This window comes from Endozoicomonas sp. GU-1, assembly GCF_027366395.1.
Lineage (GTDB): Bacteria > Pseudomonadota > Gammaproteobacteria > Pseudomonadales > Endozoicomonadaceae > Endozoicomonas.
The window spans coordinates 4,756,070-4,770,215 of record NZ_CP114771.1 but is presented as its reverse complement, the minus strand read 5'-3'; the positions used below and the strand labels follow the sequence as shown (position 1 = coordinate 4,770,215).

Genomic DNA, 14,146 nt, shown 5'->3' with positions numbered 1-14,146 from the left:
TGCCTTCGGGTTAAATTTGCATACGCATGATTTCTTCATAGGCTGCTACTGCCTTGTTTCTGACTTGTAACAGTGCCTGAAAAGAGATACTGGCCTTTTGGGTAGAAATCATGGTGCCAAGAAGGTCCTGAGACGCCCCGGTATCCACCTCATGCATTTTCACAGAGGCGGACTGTTGCAGTTCATTGACTTTATCCATGGCCGTTTTCAATACCCGGGAGAAGTCCGGTAGCTCACTGCCAGAGGCATGCCCTGAAGGTAGCACTGACTGTGTGCGGTCAGTCAGCACAGGGCTGATAACATCAGAGGGTAATCCTTTGATATCCATGTGCATTCCCTTGCCCATTTTGCAATCGCAGCTGGAACCAGGCTGAAAGAGCCTACATGTAAACTACGATTCCAGAATATTTAGGATATCGACGGAGTATTGACAGAGTTTAGGAAGGTGGTAATCAGGATTTATTGCTTTAACCAAATCTCGACACGCCTGTTTTTATCACGACCGGCTTTTGTCCGGTTATCTGCCACAGGATATCGCTCGCCATGAAAGCGCATTAAGATCTTATCCCCGGGCACACCCATCTGCTTCAGGTTTGCAGCAACCGCTTCGCTTCTTTTTTTAGACAACGCCCGGTTAGCCAGTTCATGGCCATAAGAGTCCGTATGTGCATCAATGGTGATTTGCTGAACAGACGGGTCGGCCATCACATATTCGGCAATATGAGTGAGCAGTTCACGCTGCCGGGCATCCAGGCGCAGCTTCCCCGAGGAGTAGTAGAAGGTATTATGTTCAGCCTGGTCAAAGCTGAGCAAAAGTAAATCATCCATACAGCGGTAAAACTGCTCAGCAACCTGCTGAATCTCCAGCGGAGTAACCTGAATAACAATATCTTTGCTGGCCTCTGTGGTAATCTGCAATTTCAGCTGCTTTCCCTGCTGGAAAGCTTTCATCAGGGCCAATGTATTGAGATGAATGCTAAGCGGGTCCCCCTTATAAAGTCGGGTACGGGCAACCACCCGATCATCCGTTATCGCCTGCCAGGGTGACGATGCCAGCAAAACAGTGACTTGCCTGTCATTATCCGAGAATGGGTCAGGGACCATAGAAAGCGTTTCCCTGTCGCCTGCTTCAGCGGTCAAACTGACGTCACCCAAACCGGGCACTTGGTTTTTCAGCAAACAGAAGAAGCGATTACCGGAATGATGCCAACGGGTATCAGAAAGATCATGAGGGTACAGATCATCAGCGAGAATAAAAAAAGCCTGAAAGAGCAGGCTTAACACAATCCCATGTACGATATGCTGCATTATTCCGCCATTGAATTCACAGTCAGGCCATTCTGATCATAAGTAGCGGCTGTCTGCCCGGAAAAAGTTAACGCGATGATTTTTCTTGTACTTGCTGACAATCTGGCCAGTAGACGTCCATTAGCGCTGTTGATCTGCTGACAACGATTCGCAGATCCCTCTAATTGGACCCAGTATTTATTCAGGGCCTGTCGATTAACTGTTGAGGCATTTGCCGGTTGCTGATTTACAAGAGAGAAGAAGTGTGACATGCCCTGCTGATCCGGGCTGAGTCCCAAAGGTTTGAGATAGTGCTCCCGAAGAGCCCCGTTCATTTGCAGCATATTGAGTAGTTGAATCTGTGTTTCCAGAGAGTGTTCAAGGGCGGTAATATTACGTTCCAGCATTTTCTGATGAACGGACTCCAGAACTCGCTCCAGCTTTCTCGATAACGCCAGGGCATCCTGAATATTACCCAGCATTTTCTGACCAAGGTCTTCTAATCCACCATCAACACCTGCTGGCTGGCGAGCTGAGGCATCACTCGCGTTTTTTGCATCAGTCGTCATTCTCTGAGTTGAGTTCATCAGAAAGTTCCAGAATTTTGTCAGCGAGCCGCTGGTAATCAATGGGAAAGTTGCCCTTTTTAATCGACTCACGAACACTTTTGACTCTGGCTGCATTGACATCTTCCAGGTCAGCCAGTTGCTGAAAAAGTTCATCAATTTGCTGGGCCGAGGCGCTTACATTTAAACGGTCTTCGGCTACCCGGGGAGAACGGTCTACAGCGGCACTTTTTTCTACACGAACCTTTGAGCTGTTGACTGCTCCCGTCTTTTTTCCACCTGGGCCTTTTATGCTGGACATAACTGCACTCCCCCGAAAACGTTCTGTACAAACATCGGCAAGAGTATTCAAAATCTTAAATGACCAGAGACTATCACCTCTGGATTAAATCCGGTTTACCGAAGGCGATCAGGTTAAGTAGTTGAATAGAGATAGCTGTTTGATACTGGCATAGACCTGCTGGCTGGCAGTAAGAATCAACTGCTGCTGATTTAACCGGGTCGTCGCTTCAACCATATCAATATCTTCAAGGTTAGATTTCAACTGTTCGGCAAAAAGGCGAATGTCAGCGTGACTTTCTGAAATTCGATCCAACAGGTTCAGGTCACTGCCGCTGCGGGTTTGTGCCGTGCCAATACGCTCCATGGTTGCATCAACCCAGGTCATGGTATCAGCAAGAACCGTTGACAGATTGACTGGATTATTCAGCTCAGACACTGCGGTCGTTAATGCATCAAAAATACTGTCCAGGGGAGGTGTAGCAGAGTTATCAAAGAACAGTTCGTTGCCGGGCTGAGTAATCTGAACCTGTGCAGAGCCACTGATGGCCACCTGGCGGAACTGGTTGTTGCCGTTGTAGGCATAATCTCCAACGGTTTGAACCACCGGTTGCTGGTTTGTGGTCGTACCAGAAAACAGATACTGACCGTCTGCCGTCTGATAATTGGCAAGGCTAAGCAGCGATTCATTCAAAGAGCTTAACTCTGTTGCCAGTGACTTAAGGTCAGCACCGCTCTGTGTGCCATTGGCCGCTTGTAACAGGAGATCCCTTGCTCTTAACAGTAAATCATTCATGCCGCTGTAAAGCGCATCCTGCTGCTGCAGCCAGCCAGTAGCGGAGCTGATATTATCTTCAAACTGACCGATGGCTGTCAGTTCATTATTCAGTTGCAAGACCTTTACGGTATCAATGGCATCATCTGAAGGCTGAAGAATTCGTTTGCCTGTTGATAACTGATCTGAAGTTTTTGCCAGGTCCGTCATAGTATGCTGCATGACCTGCAGCATCACTCTATTAAAGTTACCGGTACTTATCCTCATGGCTCCTTCTCCCTGGAACGGTTTTCTCCAGTCTGTGTTTTTTAATGAGCCTAGGAGCCTGTCCGAGAATAGCGCCCGTAGCGAGGATGGCAGAAAATTGAGGATAAAAAGTCGGAAATTTTTAGTGCATAGTGGTTCTATTTGCTAAAAATTTCCGGCTTTTTAGACCAATTTGCTGCCACCGCAGTAGGGCAGTCTATTCTCGGACAGGCTCCTAGTCAGAACATGGCCAGCAAAGCATCAAAGGTGGTGCGAGCCACCGATATCACTCTGGCATTAGCACTGTAAAGCTGCTGGAAGCGAAGAATACTGGCCGCTTCTTCATCCAGATTAACGCCACTGTAGGTACTGACGGCAGCTTCCGCCTGACTTAACAGGGCCTGTCCACCATCAGCCTCTGTTTTTATCCGAGCGGTTTGCACAGCGATATCACCCACAAATCCTGAATAAGCAGTCATCAATGTGCTCTGGCCATTATTGAGCAACCCTTTGGATTGAATGGCCACCAGTTCCAGCAGGTTACTGTTATCCCCCACGCCACTGCCAGGAGCAGAAAATGCCAGGGCAGCAGGATCCGTCAGGGCAGTCTGGATCTCTCTGGCACCGAAACGTACCGGTGATAAACGATAAAGCTGGTCTGTTGCGGTACCGTCCACACGGATTTCAACACCATCAAAAGCAATAGTATCAGTGCCTGAGCCAGTCAAGACACCAGCAGCAACCTGAGCACCGTCGGACCTGCGCACCAGACTGTAATTACCGGAATTATCTACCCGGAAATCATATTCACTGGCCTGTAACTGATTGGTATTAACCACCGTTAATGCAGAAACCGCGGTCGATGACATATCCAGCGCCATGACAGCACCAACCGGTGTCGTCAGGTCATTGAATAATGCTGCTCCCGGATTACCATTCAAGTCTTCTCCAGCCTGCAACTGGTCATTAATTCCACTGGTAATCATTACTGCCAGACGTCCCAGCTCATTGCGGGCCTGAACAAGCTCTTCCGACTGGTAAGTCATCAGGCCGCCTATGACACCTCCGGGATCACCCGTAATCGGAATTTCAGAATTGCCGGTATTGAGCTGTAATTGAAATCCATTGGCTGCATCTACCTGACCATTGACGCTAAGTGCATTGAATTGATTACCCAGAATAAGCGGCTGGCCAGACTTCATATACAGGCTGTATGAGCCATCCGACTGCTCCAGTACATTAACCGATACCAACTCAGACAGGTCACGAATGGCCTGGTCTCTCTGGTCCAGTATTTCATTGGCAGGCTGGTTGCCTGTGGATAAAGAACGCAGCTGATCATTAAATGCCGCAATGTTAGCCAGCAAACCATTGGCCTGATCCGCTGCCGCATTCAGTTGCTGGCCAACCATGGTCGCCTGCCCCTGTAACTGGGCATACAGGGTGTTAAAGCGTTCAGCGAGCCCGACACTCTCGGCTATTACCACCTGTCGTGCACTTAAAGCGTAAGGGTCGACGGAACTGCCATTCAGTGCTGAAAAAAATTGCTCAAAACCTTTCGATAACGACGTATTCTCATTACCCAGCCATTGATCAAGATCGTTCAGGTACTGAGCATGGATATTACTTTCACTGGCCAGGGACTGACTCTCCCACATCTGGGCAGTCAGAAAGCTGCTGGTAATACGATTAACGGCACTGGTATTCACGCCTGTACCCAGAGCGCCGGTTCCGGGGTATAACGTATAGGTAGGGCTGTATTGGACCGTCTGTCGGCTATATCCTTCAGTCTCGGCGTTCGCGATGTTATTACTGGCAACATTCAGTGCTTTCTGACTGGCCAGTAATCCTGAGGTCGCAATTTGAGTCAAACTCATGGTGGCTTCCGGAATTTTGTCTTCTGCTCTGGGAGGCTGTCGACCAGTGAAAGAGGGTTCTTGAACACCTTTACCTCAAGGCTCTCAATCACCCAGCTGCCTGATCAGGGCCTGGGCAATACCAAGCCCGCCGCTGGCACTCAAATGTTCTGCTAACTGAGAATCAAACATGGAGTGGAAAAACTGAGTGTCTTTACTCATCATGGGCAGCTCACTGCCTGCCATCATGGCTTCATTCGCTTTACGCATACTTTTCAGCAATTCATTAACAAACAAGGATTCAAACGCCTTGGCGGCAGACTCGATATCCTCAACCTTTTCAGCGGACGAATTGGCAGATACAGACATATCAAACGTTGGATTAATACCTGAGAGCATTTGAGTTCCTTCTCTAATATTGCAGTAAGGCTTAAATCACGATTAACTCTGCTTCCAGAGCGCCCGCCGCCTTTAAAGCTTCCAGAATTGACATCAGGTCTGTTGGTGTCGCGCCAACACCATTAATCGCCGATACCACTTCTGATAACGACACGCCTTCTGGTACCAGGTAGATTGCCGATGCTTCTTCCTCAAGAGAAACATCGCTATTTAAAACGACTTCGGTGGAACCGCCCTCAGCGAATGCCCCGGGCTGGCTTGCGGTGGCCGTCTGCCTGACACGAACCACCAGATTGCCATGGCTTACCGCAGCGGGTCGGACCCGAACGTTTTCCCCCATCACCACGGTGCCTGTCCGTGAGTTAAACACGATCCGGGCGGCCGGGCTGGCAGACTCTACATTGATCTGTTCCAGCATGGACATAAAAGCAACGCGCTGGCTACTGTCCACAGGAGCGGATACTTTTATCGATACGCCATCGGTAGCGGCAGCAACACCCGGTCCGAAATAATTGTTGATGGCTTTGACAATACGTCGTGCCGAGGTGAATCCGGGTTCCTTCAGGTTAAGCACCAGATGATTACCATAATTAAAGGGTGTCTGAACCGCTTTTTCGATTAATGCCCCGCCGGGGATACGTCCAGCATTGGTGCTGTTAATTTGAATTTTACTCCCTGCACCGGGATTATCTGCACGCCCCGACAAACCTTCGGCAGACACCCCCCCGACAATCAGGCTGCCCTGGGCAATGGCATAAATCTGGTTATCAGCGCCTTTCAGTGGGGTAAACAGTAAGGTTCCCCCTCTGAGACTCTTGGCATCGCCGATGGATGAGACGGTGACATCAAGCTTCTGTCCCGGACGGGAAAAGGCTGGCAGGGTTGCATGCACCGTCACCGCAGCCACATTTTTTGAATTAACATCCACGGCAGAGATCGTCAGTCCAAACTCCCGGAGCATATTCACCAGGGATTGCTTGGTAAAAGCTGACTTATCCCCGGTGCCATCAAGACCAACCACCAGACCATAGCCGATCAGCTGATTACTGCGGACACCTTCAACATCAACCATATCCAGCAGCCGACGACCATGGGCTGATGGAGAAGTTCCCATAACCGTGATAGTCAGGCATAGAAAAAACACGACGCTGCTCAAATAGTCATGACGTTGGTTCCCTGTCATACCGCCTCCCTGAAATGGCAGCCCTTAAAACGGAAAGAAAGGACTGTTCAGCATTTTTGTGAACCATCCTGGCTCATGGGCATTGGCATTATCGCCTAAAGCAATGTAGTCGACTCTGGCCTCCGCTATACGTTCAGAAGAGACTTTGTTATCCGTGCTGATATCTTCCGGACGGACCAGTCCGCTGATTCGTATCTGCTCCCGGCCTGAATTAATCGTCAGCCACTTATTCCCTTCGATACGTAAGGTGCCATTGTGCAGCACTTCAACCACTTTAACGGCCACACTGCCTTCCAGGCGGTTATTTCTACTGGAGCTCGTGGTACCACCATACTCTCTTGTTGGTTGAATATCCGAAGCCAATGACCAGCCACTGCCAAGAATGGAGGCACTGCTTCGTCCCAGCAGTGTTGGGTCAGGAATGGAAATCGTCGTACTTTTATTGGTGCTGCTTCCGCCCCCCATACTGATATTGGTGGTTCCTTCCAGCTCAATGGTCAGAATATCGCCAAGACGATAGGCTCTTCGGTCAGAAACCATAAGGCTGCTGTAACGGGCATTGAACAGGCTGCCAGTTGGTGGAATTTCAGCTTGAGGTAACGCTTCCCTGGTAGCCGTCGTGTTTTCCTTGGGAATGTGCCTGCTTCCCGCCGTCTTTTCCGGACTGATAGGTGGTTTTACAGGCTGAAGCTGGCAGCCAGCCAGAATCAGAGACAGTAATAGTAACCACCCTTTCATAGCAGTCTCCCGGATCAGAGTGTCTGATTAACAAACTGCATCATTTCATCGGCCGCAGCGATGACTTTTGAGTTCATCTCATAGGCCCGTTGCACTGAAATCATATTCACCAGCTCTTCCACAGTGCTGACATTGGACGTTTCCAGGGTAAATTGCTTTAACAAACCCAGGCCTTCCTGACCAGGCAAGGCCTCTATGGGGTCACCGCTGGCGGTAGTCTGTTGATACAGGTTGCCACCCTGGGCCAGCAGCCCTGCCGGATTGACAAAGTTAACCAACGTTATCTGGCCGACTTCCAGGGGATCTATCACGCCCTGTTGTTTCACCATCACAATGCCATCGTCGCTGATGGTAATGCCGGTGGCATCGGCAGGAATGGTAATACCCGGCTCCAGGGGCAAGCCATTACCATTAACGATCTGGCCATCGGCATCGATCTGAAACTGTCCATTCCTTGAGTACACAGGGGTTCCATCCGGCTGCACAAATTGAAAGAAGCCATTGCCCACAATGGCCAGATCCAGAGCCTGGCTGGTTGTCTCATAATTGCCCGGGGTAAATACTTTCTGCGTTCCGGTCATTTTGACGCCAGTACCGACCTGCAAACCGGAAGGCAGCTCATTATCCTGATCATTCAGCGCTCCTGGCTGACGCTGAATATGATAAAAAAGATCCTCAAATGTCGCTCTGTCCCTTTTAAACCCGACAGTATTCACATTGGCCAGGTTATTGGAAATGATCGACATCTGCTTTTCCTGGGCTGCCAGCCCGGTTTTACTGACCCATAATGATGGATTCATTTCAGATTTCCCTATCCTGTCTTTTATGTATCAGACGACTATTGATCTCTGACCAAACGGTCACCGGAGGAGGCCATATCCCCAGCAGCCTTCATGATTTTCATCTGCGCTTCAAACTGGCGGCTCAATGACAGAAACGACACCATTTCATTGAGCGCATTAACATTACTCGATTCCAGGTAACCTGTTCTGAGACGGACATCAGGGTCGGCATCCAGATCATCCCCCGCAGTGGCAACAAAGAGCCCGTCGGCGGACTTCTGCAGTTCCCCCGGCTCGGGGTTAACCAGCTTCAGCCGACCGACTTCAACGGGCTCATTGGCCTCTGTGGGAGGAATTATGGTAATTGTGCCGTCTATACCAATGTCGATAGATTGAAACTCCGGCAGCTGTATCGCACCCGCTTCTCCCACCACAGCTAACCCTCCGGCAATGACCAGCTGTCCATCCGTAGTAACCTGAAGCTGCCCTGAACGGGTATAGGCCTCGGTACCAGCTGCGGTTTCGACACTTAGCCAGCCATCCCCGTTAATGGCGACATCGAGATTCCTGCCGGTGGTTTCCATAATGCCCGCATCAAAACTGCTGCCAAGACCACGGGCAACAGGCATTACCCGGCTACCCAGGCCATCGCCCTGAAGCTCAACAGCCAGGCTGCTGACAAAATCACGTCGAAAACCGGGTGTACTGCTGTTGGCGAGATTATTGGCATGTACCTGCTGGGCCCGCATGGCCAGGTTTGCCCCTGCCGAGCTGATATAAAGCACCTTATCCATAGGCTATCAATGTCCGTCAGATGATATTCATCAAGGTCTGAGTCAGGTTATTGCTGGTTTCAATGGTTTTAGCATTGGCCTGATAATTACTCTGGGCTTCAATCAGTCTGACCAGCTGTGAAGATATATCCACATTGGACTGTTCCAAAGCACCCGACTCCAGAGAGCCCATAATGCCTGAGCCCGGAGTTCCAACTAATGGATTGCCTGATGCGAAGCTGGACTGCCATAAACTATCCCCTGCGGGAATAAGTCCACTGTCGTTAGGAAAGTCAGCCAGTACAACCTGCCCCTGCGTCTGGCTCTGACCGTTGGAGTATAACGCCTGCAAGATACCTTCCTGAGTAATCTGAATGCCGGTCAACGAGCCGGGAGGGAAACCATTCTGTGCGACCTGATTGACAGAAAAGTCCGCACCCAGCTGGGAAAATCTTGAAATATCAATATCCATGCTCATGGCACCAGCCCCGGCAAGACGAGAGTCTCCAGCGGCAATACCCAGAGTTATCGAGCCACCTGCTGGTGTTGCCAGGCTACCATCGCTGTTAAAGGTAATACTCTGACTGAGATCAGCCGTGGCGGCATTGTCAAAGTAGAGGTCTACCTGCCAGGTGTTGTCTGCCGTTTTGGCAAAATAAAGACTGACGGTATGTGACGCACCAAGACTGTCATTCACATCAAACGCCATGGTTGAGTTAAACGTACCGGGATCACTGGTATCAATCGTTCCGGTAAGCACTGATGCCCGTGCATCAAGGTTTGCTGAGCTACTCACCTGACTGGTTGCCTGGGCTGGCATGGTACTTTGGGCAATTCTTAAATCTGTCTGGGTTCCTGCCAGAATATTACCTGAAGCATCTGCCGAATAACCCTGCAGATTCATTCCCTGGTTATTGACCAGATAGTTATTGGCATCCAGAGAGAAATAACCCGCTCTCGAATAGGAAAGCTCCCCATTGTCGCTCACCATGAAAAAGCCCTGACCATTAATAGCCATATCCAGGGCATTCTCAGTATAAGTAATACTCCCCTGGGCAAACTGTTGACTGATGTCTGCCACCTGAACACCTGCAACCTGGCTGTTACCGCCGGCTACCGAAGAAGCATAAACATCGGCGAACTCTGCCCTTGAGCTTTTAAATCCGACAGTATTCGTGTTGGCAATATTATTGCTGACAACCTGAAGATCCTGCTGGGCAGCATTAAGCCCACTGAGCCCTATTTTAAACGACATGTTTATCCTCCTTAATTCCTTGAATAGACGTCAACATCTGCGTTGTTGAGCTATTTATTCCGAGATGGCCTGAACCGATGACAGTGGATAGGTGCCAAGGTTAGCCAGTTTCAAATAGGCTCCTGCGCCCGTGGTTTCAACACCGGATACGCGCCCACCCAGGCTGACGGTTGCGGCATAAGCCTCGCCACCACTCACCGCCGTTGCCGTGATGGTGTATTGTCCCGGGCTGATATCTTCAAGGGCAAAGCTGACTTTCCCACTACCATGGGCTCCCAGAGACTGAGAGGCGACCTGCACACCATTAATATCATAAGCCCGGATCAATACATCACTGGCCGCTACCGGTATTTGCGCTTCACCCGTTACACTTCCTGATTCTTCCAGCTCAACTCGATTGGTATTGACTTTGATATCTCTACCCACCAGCTGCGAGGCCCCTAACATTTGTGACTGCTGGAGTGAGCTGATGAGCCCATCAATACGATCATCAATGGAGTTAAGGCTCTCTACCGACGATATCTGAGAGAGCTGTGTCAGCATCTGGTTGGTATCCAGGGGCGCTAAAGGGTCCTGATTATTCAGCTGGGCGACAAAGAGTTCGATGAACTGATTCTGGTCCACCTGCAGGGAGCTTGAAGACGGTTGAACTGAGGAACTGGAAGCATTATTTACCGGACTGATCCCTGTCACATATCACCTTTAGTGTTTATCCATGGGGTATCTGAATCATTCATTACTCGGCCAGTGACAGCAGCTTTTGCTGTAACTTTCTGGCGCTGACCATCACTTCCATACTGCTCTGATAACTGCGCGTAGCAGATAACATATCTGCCATTTCCTGAATGACATTAACGTCCGGGTAATACACATAGCCAGACTCATCCGCCAAAGGACTGCCTGGCTCATAACGGCGATTCTTGTCACTGGGGGGCATTCTAAACACGTCGTCTATGGTAACCCTGGCAGACTGCCCTTCACCCTGAAGCTGGTCATAGACCGTAGAAAAAACCGGTCGCAATGGGCGGTATGCGGTTTCTGGAGAGCTGCCGGCACTGGACATATTGGCCAGATTGCTAGCGATACTATTCAACCTGACCGTTTGCGCATTAAGCGCTGAACCGGAAATTGCGTAGAGATTATTCAGTGACATATTACATACCTCCCCTGATCGCCAGCTCGAGTCCGCTCAGTTTTTTTCTGACAAATGTCAGGCTGGTTTGAAAATCCAGGGAGTTACGGGCAAAGGATGACTGCTCGACCCCAAGCTCAACGGTATTGCCATCACTGCTTTGCTGGTGAGGAATTCTATACATCAACGACTGAGTATCCGCCGTCAGCTTTAAGGCCCGTTGAGTCGCTTCGGCACCTTCTGGCTGATTCAATTGATGATTCAACACCGCAGAAAATTCAATATCCCGAGCCTTGAACCCCGGCGTATCAACATTGGCAAGATTACCGGCCAGCACCTCCGCCCTTAGTCCTCTGAATGCCAACGCCTGTGGATGAATACCCAACACTTTGTCAAAACTGATGGCCATATCAAGCCTGCCCTGTAAAAATTGTTCCTTGAGTACTGCACCAGTGCAAAATGAAATAATGATACCGAAGCACCAAACATATCAGGTTATCTGTAAAGCCCTGCGATACTTTATCAATTAGGTCATATGCTAAAAATTCAGACAGGCATATAACGTGACAGAGAGGTATTACAATGAATGAACGACACAGAGCCTATGAATCAGTTATGGGCGCATTGGTCGCTGACGCGTCTGCCATGGGGTTTCACTGGTTGTACGATCAGGCCCTGATTGCAAAGTACGGAGGTGAAAGTCCCGAGTTTCATACGCCTGCCAAGGCAGAATACCAGGACAAGGGATACTTTGCCCATGAAGGAAAACAGGCCGGTGAGTTTTCCCATTACGGCGCACAGTTGCTGGCGATGCAGGATGCCATCATAGCCAACAGCCATTATTCAGAGCAGAGTTACATAGAATCTTTCCAAAAATGGTTTGACTTTGGTGGTCAGTGGCAAGGTTATACGGATCATCCAACCAGGCAAACCCTGCTCAACCTCCATCAAAGAAAGAGCAATGACGAACCTCTTGCTGCCTGCGGTGCTGACGATACCCAGAATCCGGCATTATCAAAGCTACCACCTCTGATTGCTGTCCATGGCCAGGACCAGGACTTGATGGAAAAGGTAGAATCAGCAGTGCGTGTCACCAATAATAACGACACTGCCGTTAGCTACGCCAAAGCCGTGACCCTGATGATAAAAAGTGCTCATGAGGTCCTTTCACCTGAGCAGTGTGTGAAAAAGGCAAAAGAAGTCAGCGAAGACATTACCAAGGCAATCAAAACCGCTGAATCAATGCTCAAGCGCAGCCCAAAAGAGGTTGCACAGGAAGTGGGAATGCACTGCGGTCTTGACGCCTCATTTATAGTGATTACCCATCTTCTGCTGCAGGCCGAGAACTATGAAAAAACAGTGAGAGAAAATATTTACTGCGGAGGTGACAGTTGTGGCAGGGCTATTCCATTAGGTGCAATTTTGTCTGCATGCTTCTTCGGTTCGGATAAAGCAATGCCAACCTCCTGGATTGCACGAACCTCATTACCCGGTTCTGTGTTGCCCCCCTGAATGGCAAGCTTTATACGACAATACTCAGAGTTATCCCATTATTTATCCCAAACAACTGAACTCGATTTTTTAGGGAAGATTAAATTCAAGTATTTGCTATAAATAACAGAGACCGTTACGGGCAAACGTGGAAGTGGCAGGGTGGGGAGGTTTTATCCCCTTCTCTGATACCCTGCACTTTCCCGGATTTTCAACCAGCTATAGGGCGTACCATCATCTAAGGCACGGCTTCCAATTTCCTCGGCTTGAATAGGGATTTAGCTCAATCTAAAAATGCGTAATAAATACCCATGCTGACCAAGCTGTATAACCCTGAAATCTTCTCTGCATGGAAACATGGCTGGTTATCAGTGCAAACAACACTTCTTGAATTTTTTGCCGCTGCCACAGGGGCAGGGATCATTTCTGCCGACACCGGCGGGTGATGAAGTAAACGTCGATGCTCGCTGAGGCTGCTCACCCTGCTTTGGTGCTGTCTGATTGATCACCATATTCTCCAGGTTGGTTAACAGCTCGTTGCCCTCTCCGGAATAGCAGCTCAACTGCCTTAATGCCGCCACCGCGTCCTCCAGATAGCAGTAGAACTCACCTTCCTGCTTCATCACTGACTTATTGATCACTTCCGGCGCAACACCGCAGCGTAATTTCAGTTCGTCCAGGGTGATGTAATAGGTATCCGCCCACTCTTTTTCGTAGAGGTCTTTCAGGGCCACCATAAAAGACTCGGGCTGGGTGTTGTAGCAGGCCTGAACCCAGGCATTCCACACCTGATTCTTTTCCTGCTCAAGACCGTACTCATATAGCTGATGCAGATAGGTCGTCAACACCTGAAGCTCCAGGTCTCCCTGTTGATAGCGGACCACCAGGGCTCCCAGTGCGGCATCCCGGACGTATTCATCAATGCTGGTGTTTTCAATAATGGACTGCAGTGGGCGAATATCGCCGGGACATACGGTGGCAAAAATCTGGCTCAGGCGATCACAAACCACTTCGTCAAAGTCATCACCAATCGCCACATTCTGTTCAGAACTCATGGAACTGAACAGATCAACGACAATGGGCCAAGCCGCTGGCTCACGAAACTGCGTTAACAGATAAAGGGCATGAAGTGCCAGACGGCTTTTTGCCGATGAGCTGCTGCGCTGACCACGTATTTTCACCGCTTCCAGCGCCTGCAGGAGCATGGGAGTGATCTCCTGCCGATGCTCTGTGGCTTCTCTTAAGGCTGGCAGAGGCAACTCACTGGCAACCCGGGAGAGGCTTTGTTTCAGTCTGGAGAGATCCTCGGTAGAAAGGGGCATAACCAGATAATCCAACGTGTTAAAGAAATTGACCGCTAGGATAGACCTTCACGACATCAATA

The 14,146-nt window shown here is 49.7% G+C and carries 17 protein-coding genes; 1 reads left to right on the top strand and 16 read right to left on the bottom strand.

Annotation, left to right across the window (positions count from 1 at the left end; translation table 11 throughout):
• Positions 1 to 10 precede the first annotated feature (10 nt).
• From fliE to flgB, 15 genes are all read right to left on the bottom strand, one after another.
• Entirely contained in the window at positions 11 to 328 is a 318-nt protein-coding gene (fliE, locus tag O3276_RS19780; protein WP_209200797.1) for a flagellar hook-basal body complex protein FliE, read from the bottom strand.
• Positions 329 to 459: 131 nt separating this feature from the next.
• Complete coding sequence (locus tag O3276_RS19775) at positions 460 to 1,308, bottom strand: MotY family protein (RefSeq protein ID WP_269672862.1); 849 nt, start codon at positions 1,306 to 1,308, stop codon at positions 460 to 462.
• Positions 1,308 to 1,874 carry a flagellar protein FlgN gene (locus O3276_RS19770; RefSeq protein WP_269672861.1) on the bottom strand — a complete coding sequence of 189 codons (567 nt, stop codon included), beginning with the start codon at positions 1,872 to 1,874 and terminating at the stop codon, positions 1,308 to 1,310. Before O3276_RS19770 ends, O3276_RS19775 begins: the two co-directional genes overlap by 1 nt.
• Positions 1,846 to 2,154, bottom strand: coding sequence for a flagellar biosynthesis anti-sigma factor FlgM (flgM, locus tag O3276_RS19765; RefSeq protein WP_269672860.1), 309 nt, complete (start codon positions 2,152 to 2,154; stop codon positions 1,846 to 1,848). The genes O3276_RS19770 and flgM overlap by 29 nt, the downstream gene beginning before the upstream one ends.
• Before the next feature lie 108 nt (positions 2,155 to 2,262).
• The gene (gene flgL / locus O3276_RS19760) at positions 2,263 to 3,174 is read right to left on the bottom strand and encodes a flagellar hook-associated protein FlgL (RefSeq protein WP_269672859.1); all 912 of its coding nucleotides are present in this window, start codon (positions 3,172 to 3,174) and stop codon (positions 2,263 to 2,265) included.
• Positions 3,175 to 3,392: 218 nt separating this feature from the next.
• A complete protein-coding gene (gene flgK, locus O3276_RS19755) occupies positions 3,393 to 5,030 on the bottom strand; it encodes a flagellar hook-associated protein FlgK (RefSeq protein WP_269672858.1) in 1,638 nt (545 codons plus the stop codon).
• Positions 5,031 to 5,114: 84 nt separating this feature from the next.
• Positions 5,115 to 5,408: a rod-binding protein gene (locus O3276_RS19750; protein ID WP_269672857.1), complete on the bottom strand. Its 294-nt coding sequence runs from the start codon at positions 5,406 to 5,408 to the stop codon at positions 5,115 to 5,117.
• A gap of 31 nt (positions 5,409 to 5,439) precedes the next feature.
• Positions 5,440 to 6,591 (bottom strand): flagellar basal body P-ring protein FlgI, encoded by a 1,152-nt coding sequence (locus O3276_RS19745; protein ID WP_269672856.1) that lies wholly within the window; start codon positions 6,589 to 6,591, stop codon positions 5,440 to 5,442.
• A 24-nt stretch (positions 6,592 to 6,615) separates the two neighbouring features.
• Positions 6,616 to 7,329 (bottom strand): flagellar basal body L-ring protein FlgH, encoded by a 714-nt coding sequence (locus tag O3276_RS19740; RefSeq protein ID WP_269672855.1) that lies wholly within the window; start codon positions 7,327 to 7,329, stop codon positions 6,616 to 6,618.
• Positions 7,330 to 7,343: 14 nt separating this feature from the next.
• Positions 7,344 to 8,129 carry a flagellar basal-body rod protein FlgG gene (gene flgG, locus O3276_RS19735; protein WP_101746810.1) on the bottom strand — a complete coding sequence of 262 codons (786 nt, stop codon included), beginning with the start codon at positions 8,127 to 8,129 and terminating at the stop codon, positions 7,344 to 7,346.
• A 38-nt stretch (positions 8,130 to 8,167) separates the two neighbouring features.
• Positions 8,168 to 8,905, bottom strand: coding sequence for a flagellar basal-body rod protein FlgF (locus tag O3276_RS19730; RefSeq protein WP_269672854.1), 738 nt, complete (start codon positions 8,903 to 8,905; stop codon positions 8,168 to 8,170).
• Between the two features lie 16 nt (positions 8,906 to 8,921).
• Complete coding sequence (gene flgE / locus O3276_RS19725; protein WP_269672853.1) at positions 8,922 to 10,139, bottom strand: flagellar hook protein FlgE; 1,218 nt, start codon at positions 10,137 to 10,139, stop codon at positions 8,922 to 8,924.
• Positions 10,140 to 10,193: 54 nt separating this feature from the next.
• Positions 10,194 to 10,832, bottom strand: coding sequence for a flagellar hook assembly protein FlgD (locus tag O3276_RS19720; protein WP_269672852.1), 639 nt, complete (start codon positions 10,830 to 10,832; stop codon positions 10,194 to 10,196).
• 43 nt (positions 10,833 to 10,875) lie between these two features.
• Positions 10,876 to 11,292, bottom strand: a complete 417-nt coding sequence (gene flgC / locus O3276_RS19715; RefSeq protein WP_101746814.1) for a flagellar basal body rod protein FlgC — start codon at positions 11,290 to 11,292, stop codon at positions 10,876 to 10,878.
• Position 11,293: 1 nt separating this feature from the next.
• The gene (gene flgB / locus O3276_RS19710) at positions 11,294 to 11,680 is read right to left on the bottom strand and encodes a flagellar basal body rod protein FlgB (RefSeq protein WP_269672851.1); all 387 of its coding nucleotides are present in this window, start codon (positions 11,678 to 11,680) and stop codon (positions 11,294 to 11,296) included.
• A 173-nt stretch (positions 11,681 to 11,853) separates the two neighbouring features.
• Here flgB and O3276_RS19705 point away from each other — a divergent pair, with 173 nt between their 5' ends.
• Positions 11,854 to 12,783 (top strand): ADP-ribosylglycohydrolase family protein, encoded by a 930-nt coding sequence (locus tag O3276_RS19705; protein ID WP_269672850.1) that lies wholly within the window; start codon positions 11,854 to 11,856, stop codon positions 12,781 to 12,783.
• 347 nt (positions 12,784 to 13,130) lie between these two features.
• Here the strand turns inward: O3276_RS19705 and O3276_RS19700 are convergent, their stop codons facing one another.
• A complete protein-coding gene (locus tag O3276_RS19700) occupies positions 13,131 to 14,084 on the bottom strand; it encodes a DUF1186 domain-containing protein (protein ID WP_269672849.1) in 954 nt (317 codons plus the stop codon).
• Between the last annotated feature and the right edge of the window lie 62 nt (positions 14,085 to 14,146).

Excerpts from the sequence above, each read along its gene's own strand:
- fliE (WP_209200797.1), bottom strand. The coding sequence starts at position 328 with ATGGATATCAAAGGATTACCCTCTGATGTTATCAGCCCTGTGCTGACT.
- O3276_RS19775 (WP_269672862.1), bottom strand. The coding sequence starts at position 1,308 with ATGCAGCATATCGTACATGGGATTGTGTTAAGCCTGCTCTTTCAGGCT.
- O3276_RS19770 (WP_269672861.1), bottom strand. The coding sequence starts at position 1,874 with ATGAACTCAACTCAGAGAATGACGACTGATGCAAAAAACGCGAGTGAT.
- flgM (WP_269672860.1), bottom strand. The coding sequence starts at position 2,154 with ATGTCCAGCATAAAAGGCCCAGGTGGAAAAAAGACGGGAGCAGTCAAC.
- flgL (WP_269672859.1), bottom strand. The coding sequence starts at position 3,174 with ATGAGGATAAGTACCGGTAACTTTAATAGAGTGATGCTGCAGGTCATG.
- flgK (WP_269672858.1), bottom strand. The coding sequence starts at position 5,030 with ATGAGTTTGACTCAAATTGCGACCTCAGGATTACTGGCCAGTCAGAAA.
- O3276_RS19750 (WP_269672857.1), bottom strand. The coding sequence starts at position 5,408 with ATGCTCTCAGGTATTAATCCAACGTTTGATATGTCTGTATCTGCCAAT.
- O3276_RS19745 (WP_269672856.1), bottom strand. The coding sequence starts at position 6,591 with ATGACAGGGAACCAACGTCATGACTATTTGAGCAGCGTCGTGTTTTTT.
- O3276_RS19740 (WP_269672855.1), bottom strand. The coding sequence starts at position 7,329 with ATGAAAGGGTGGTTACTATTACTGTCTCTGATTCTGGCTGGCTGCCAG.
- flgG (WP_101746810.1), bottom strand. The coding sequence starts at position 8,129 with ATGAATCCATCATTATGGGTCAGTAAAACCGGGCTGGCAGCCCAGGAA.
- O3276_RS19730 (WP_269672854.1), bottom strand. The coding sequence starts at position 8,905 with ATGGATAAGGTGCTTTATATCAGCTCGGCAGGGGCAAACCTGGCCATG.
- flgE (WP_269672853.1), bottom strand. The coding sequence starts at position 10,139 with ATGTCGTTTAAAATAGGGCTCAGTGGGCTTAATGCTGCCCAGCAGGAT.
- flgC (WP_101746814.1), bottom strand. The coding sequence starts at position 11,292 with ATGTCACTGAATAATCTCTACGCAATTTCCGGTTCAGCGCTTAATGCG.
- flgB (WP_269672851.1), bottom strand. The coding sequence starts at position 11,680 with ATGGCCATCAGTTTTGACAAAGTGTTGGGTATTCATCCACAGGCGTTG.
- O3276_RS19705 (WP_269672850.1), top strand. The coding sequence starts at position 11,854 with ATGAATGAACGACACAGAGCCTATGAATCAGTTATGGGCGCATTGGTC.
- O3276_RS19700 (WP_269672849.1), bottom strand. The coding sequence starts at position 14,084 with ATGCCCCTTTCTACCGAGGATCTCTCCAGACTGAAACAAAGCCTCTCC.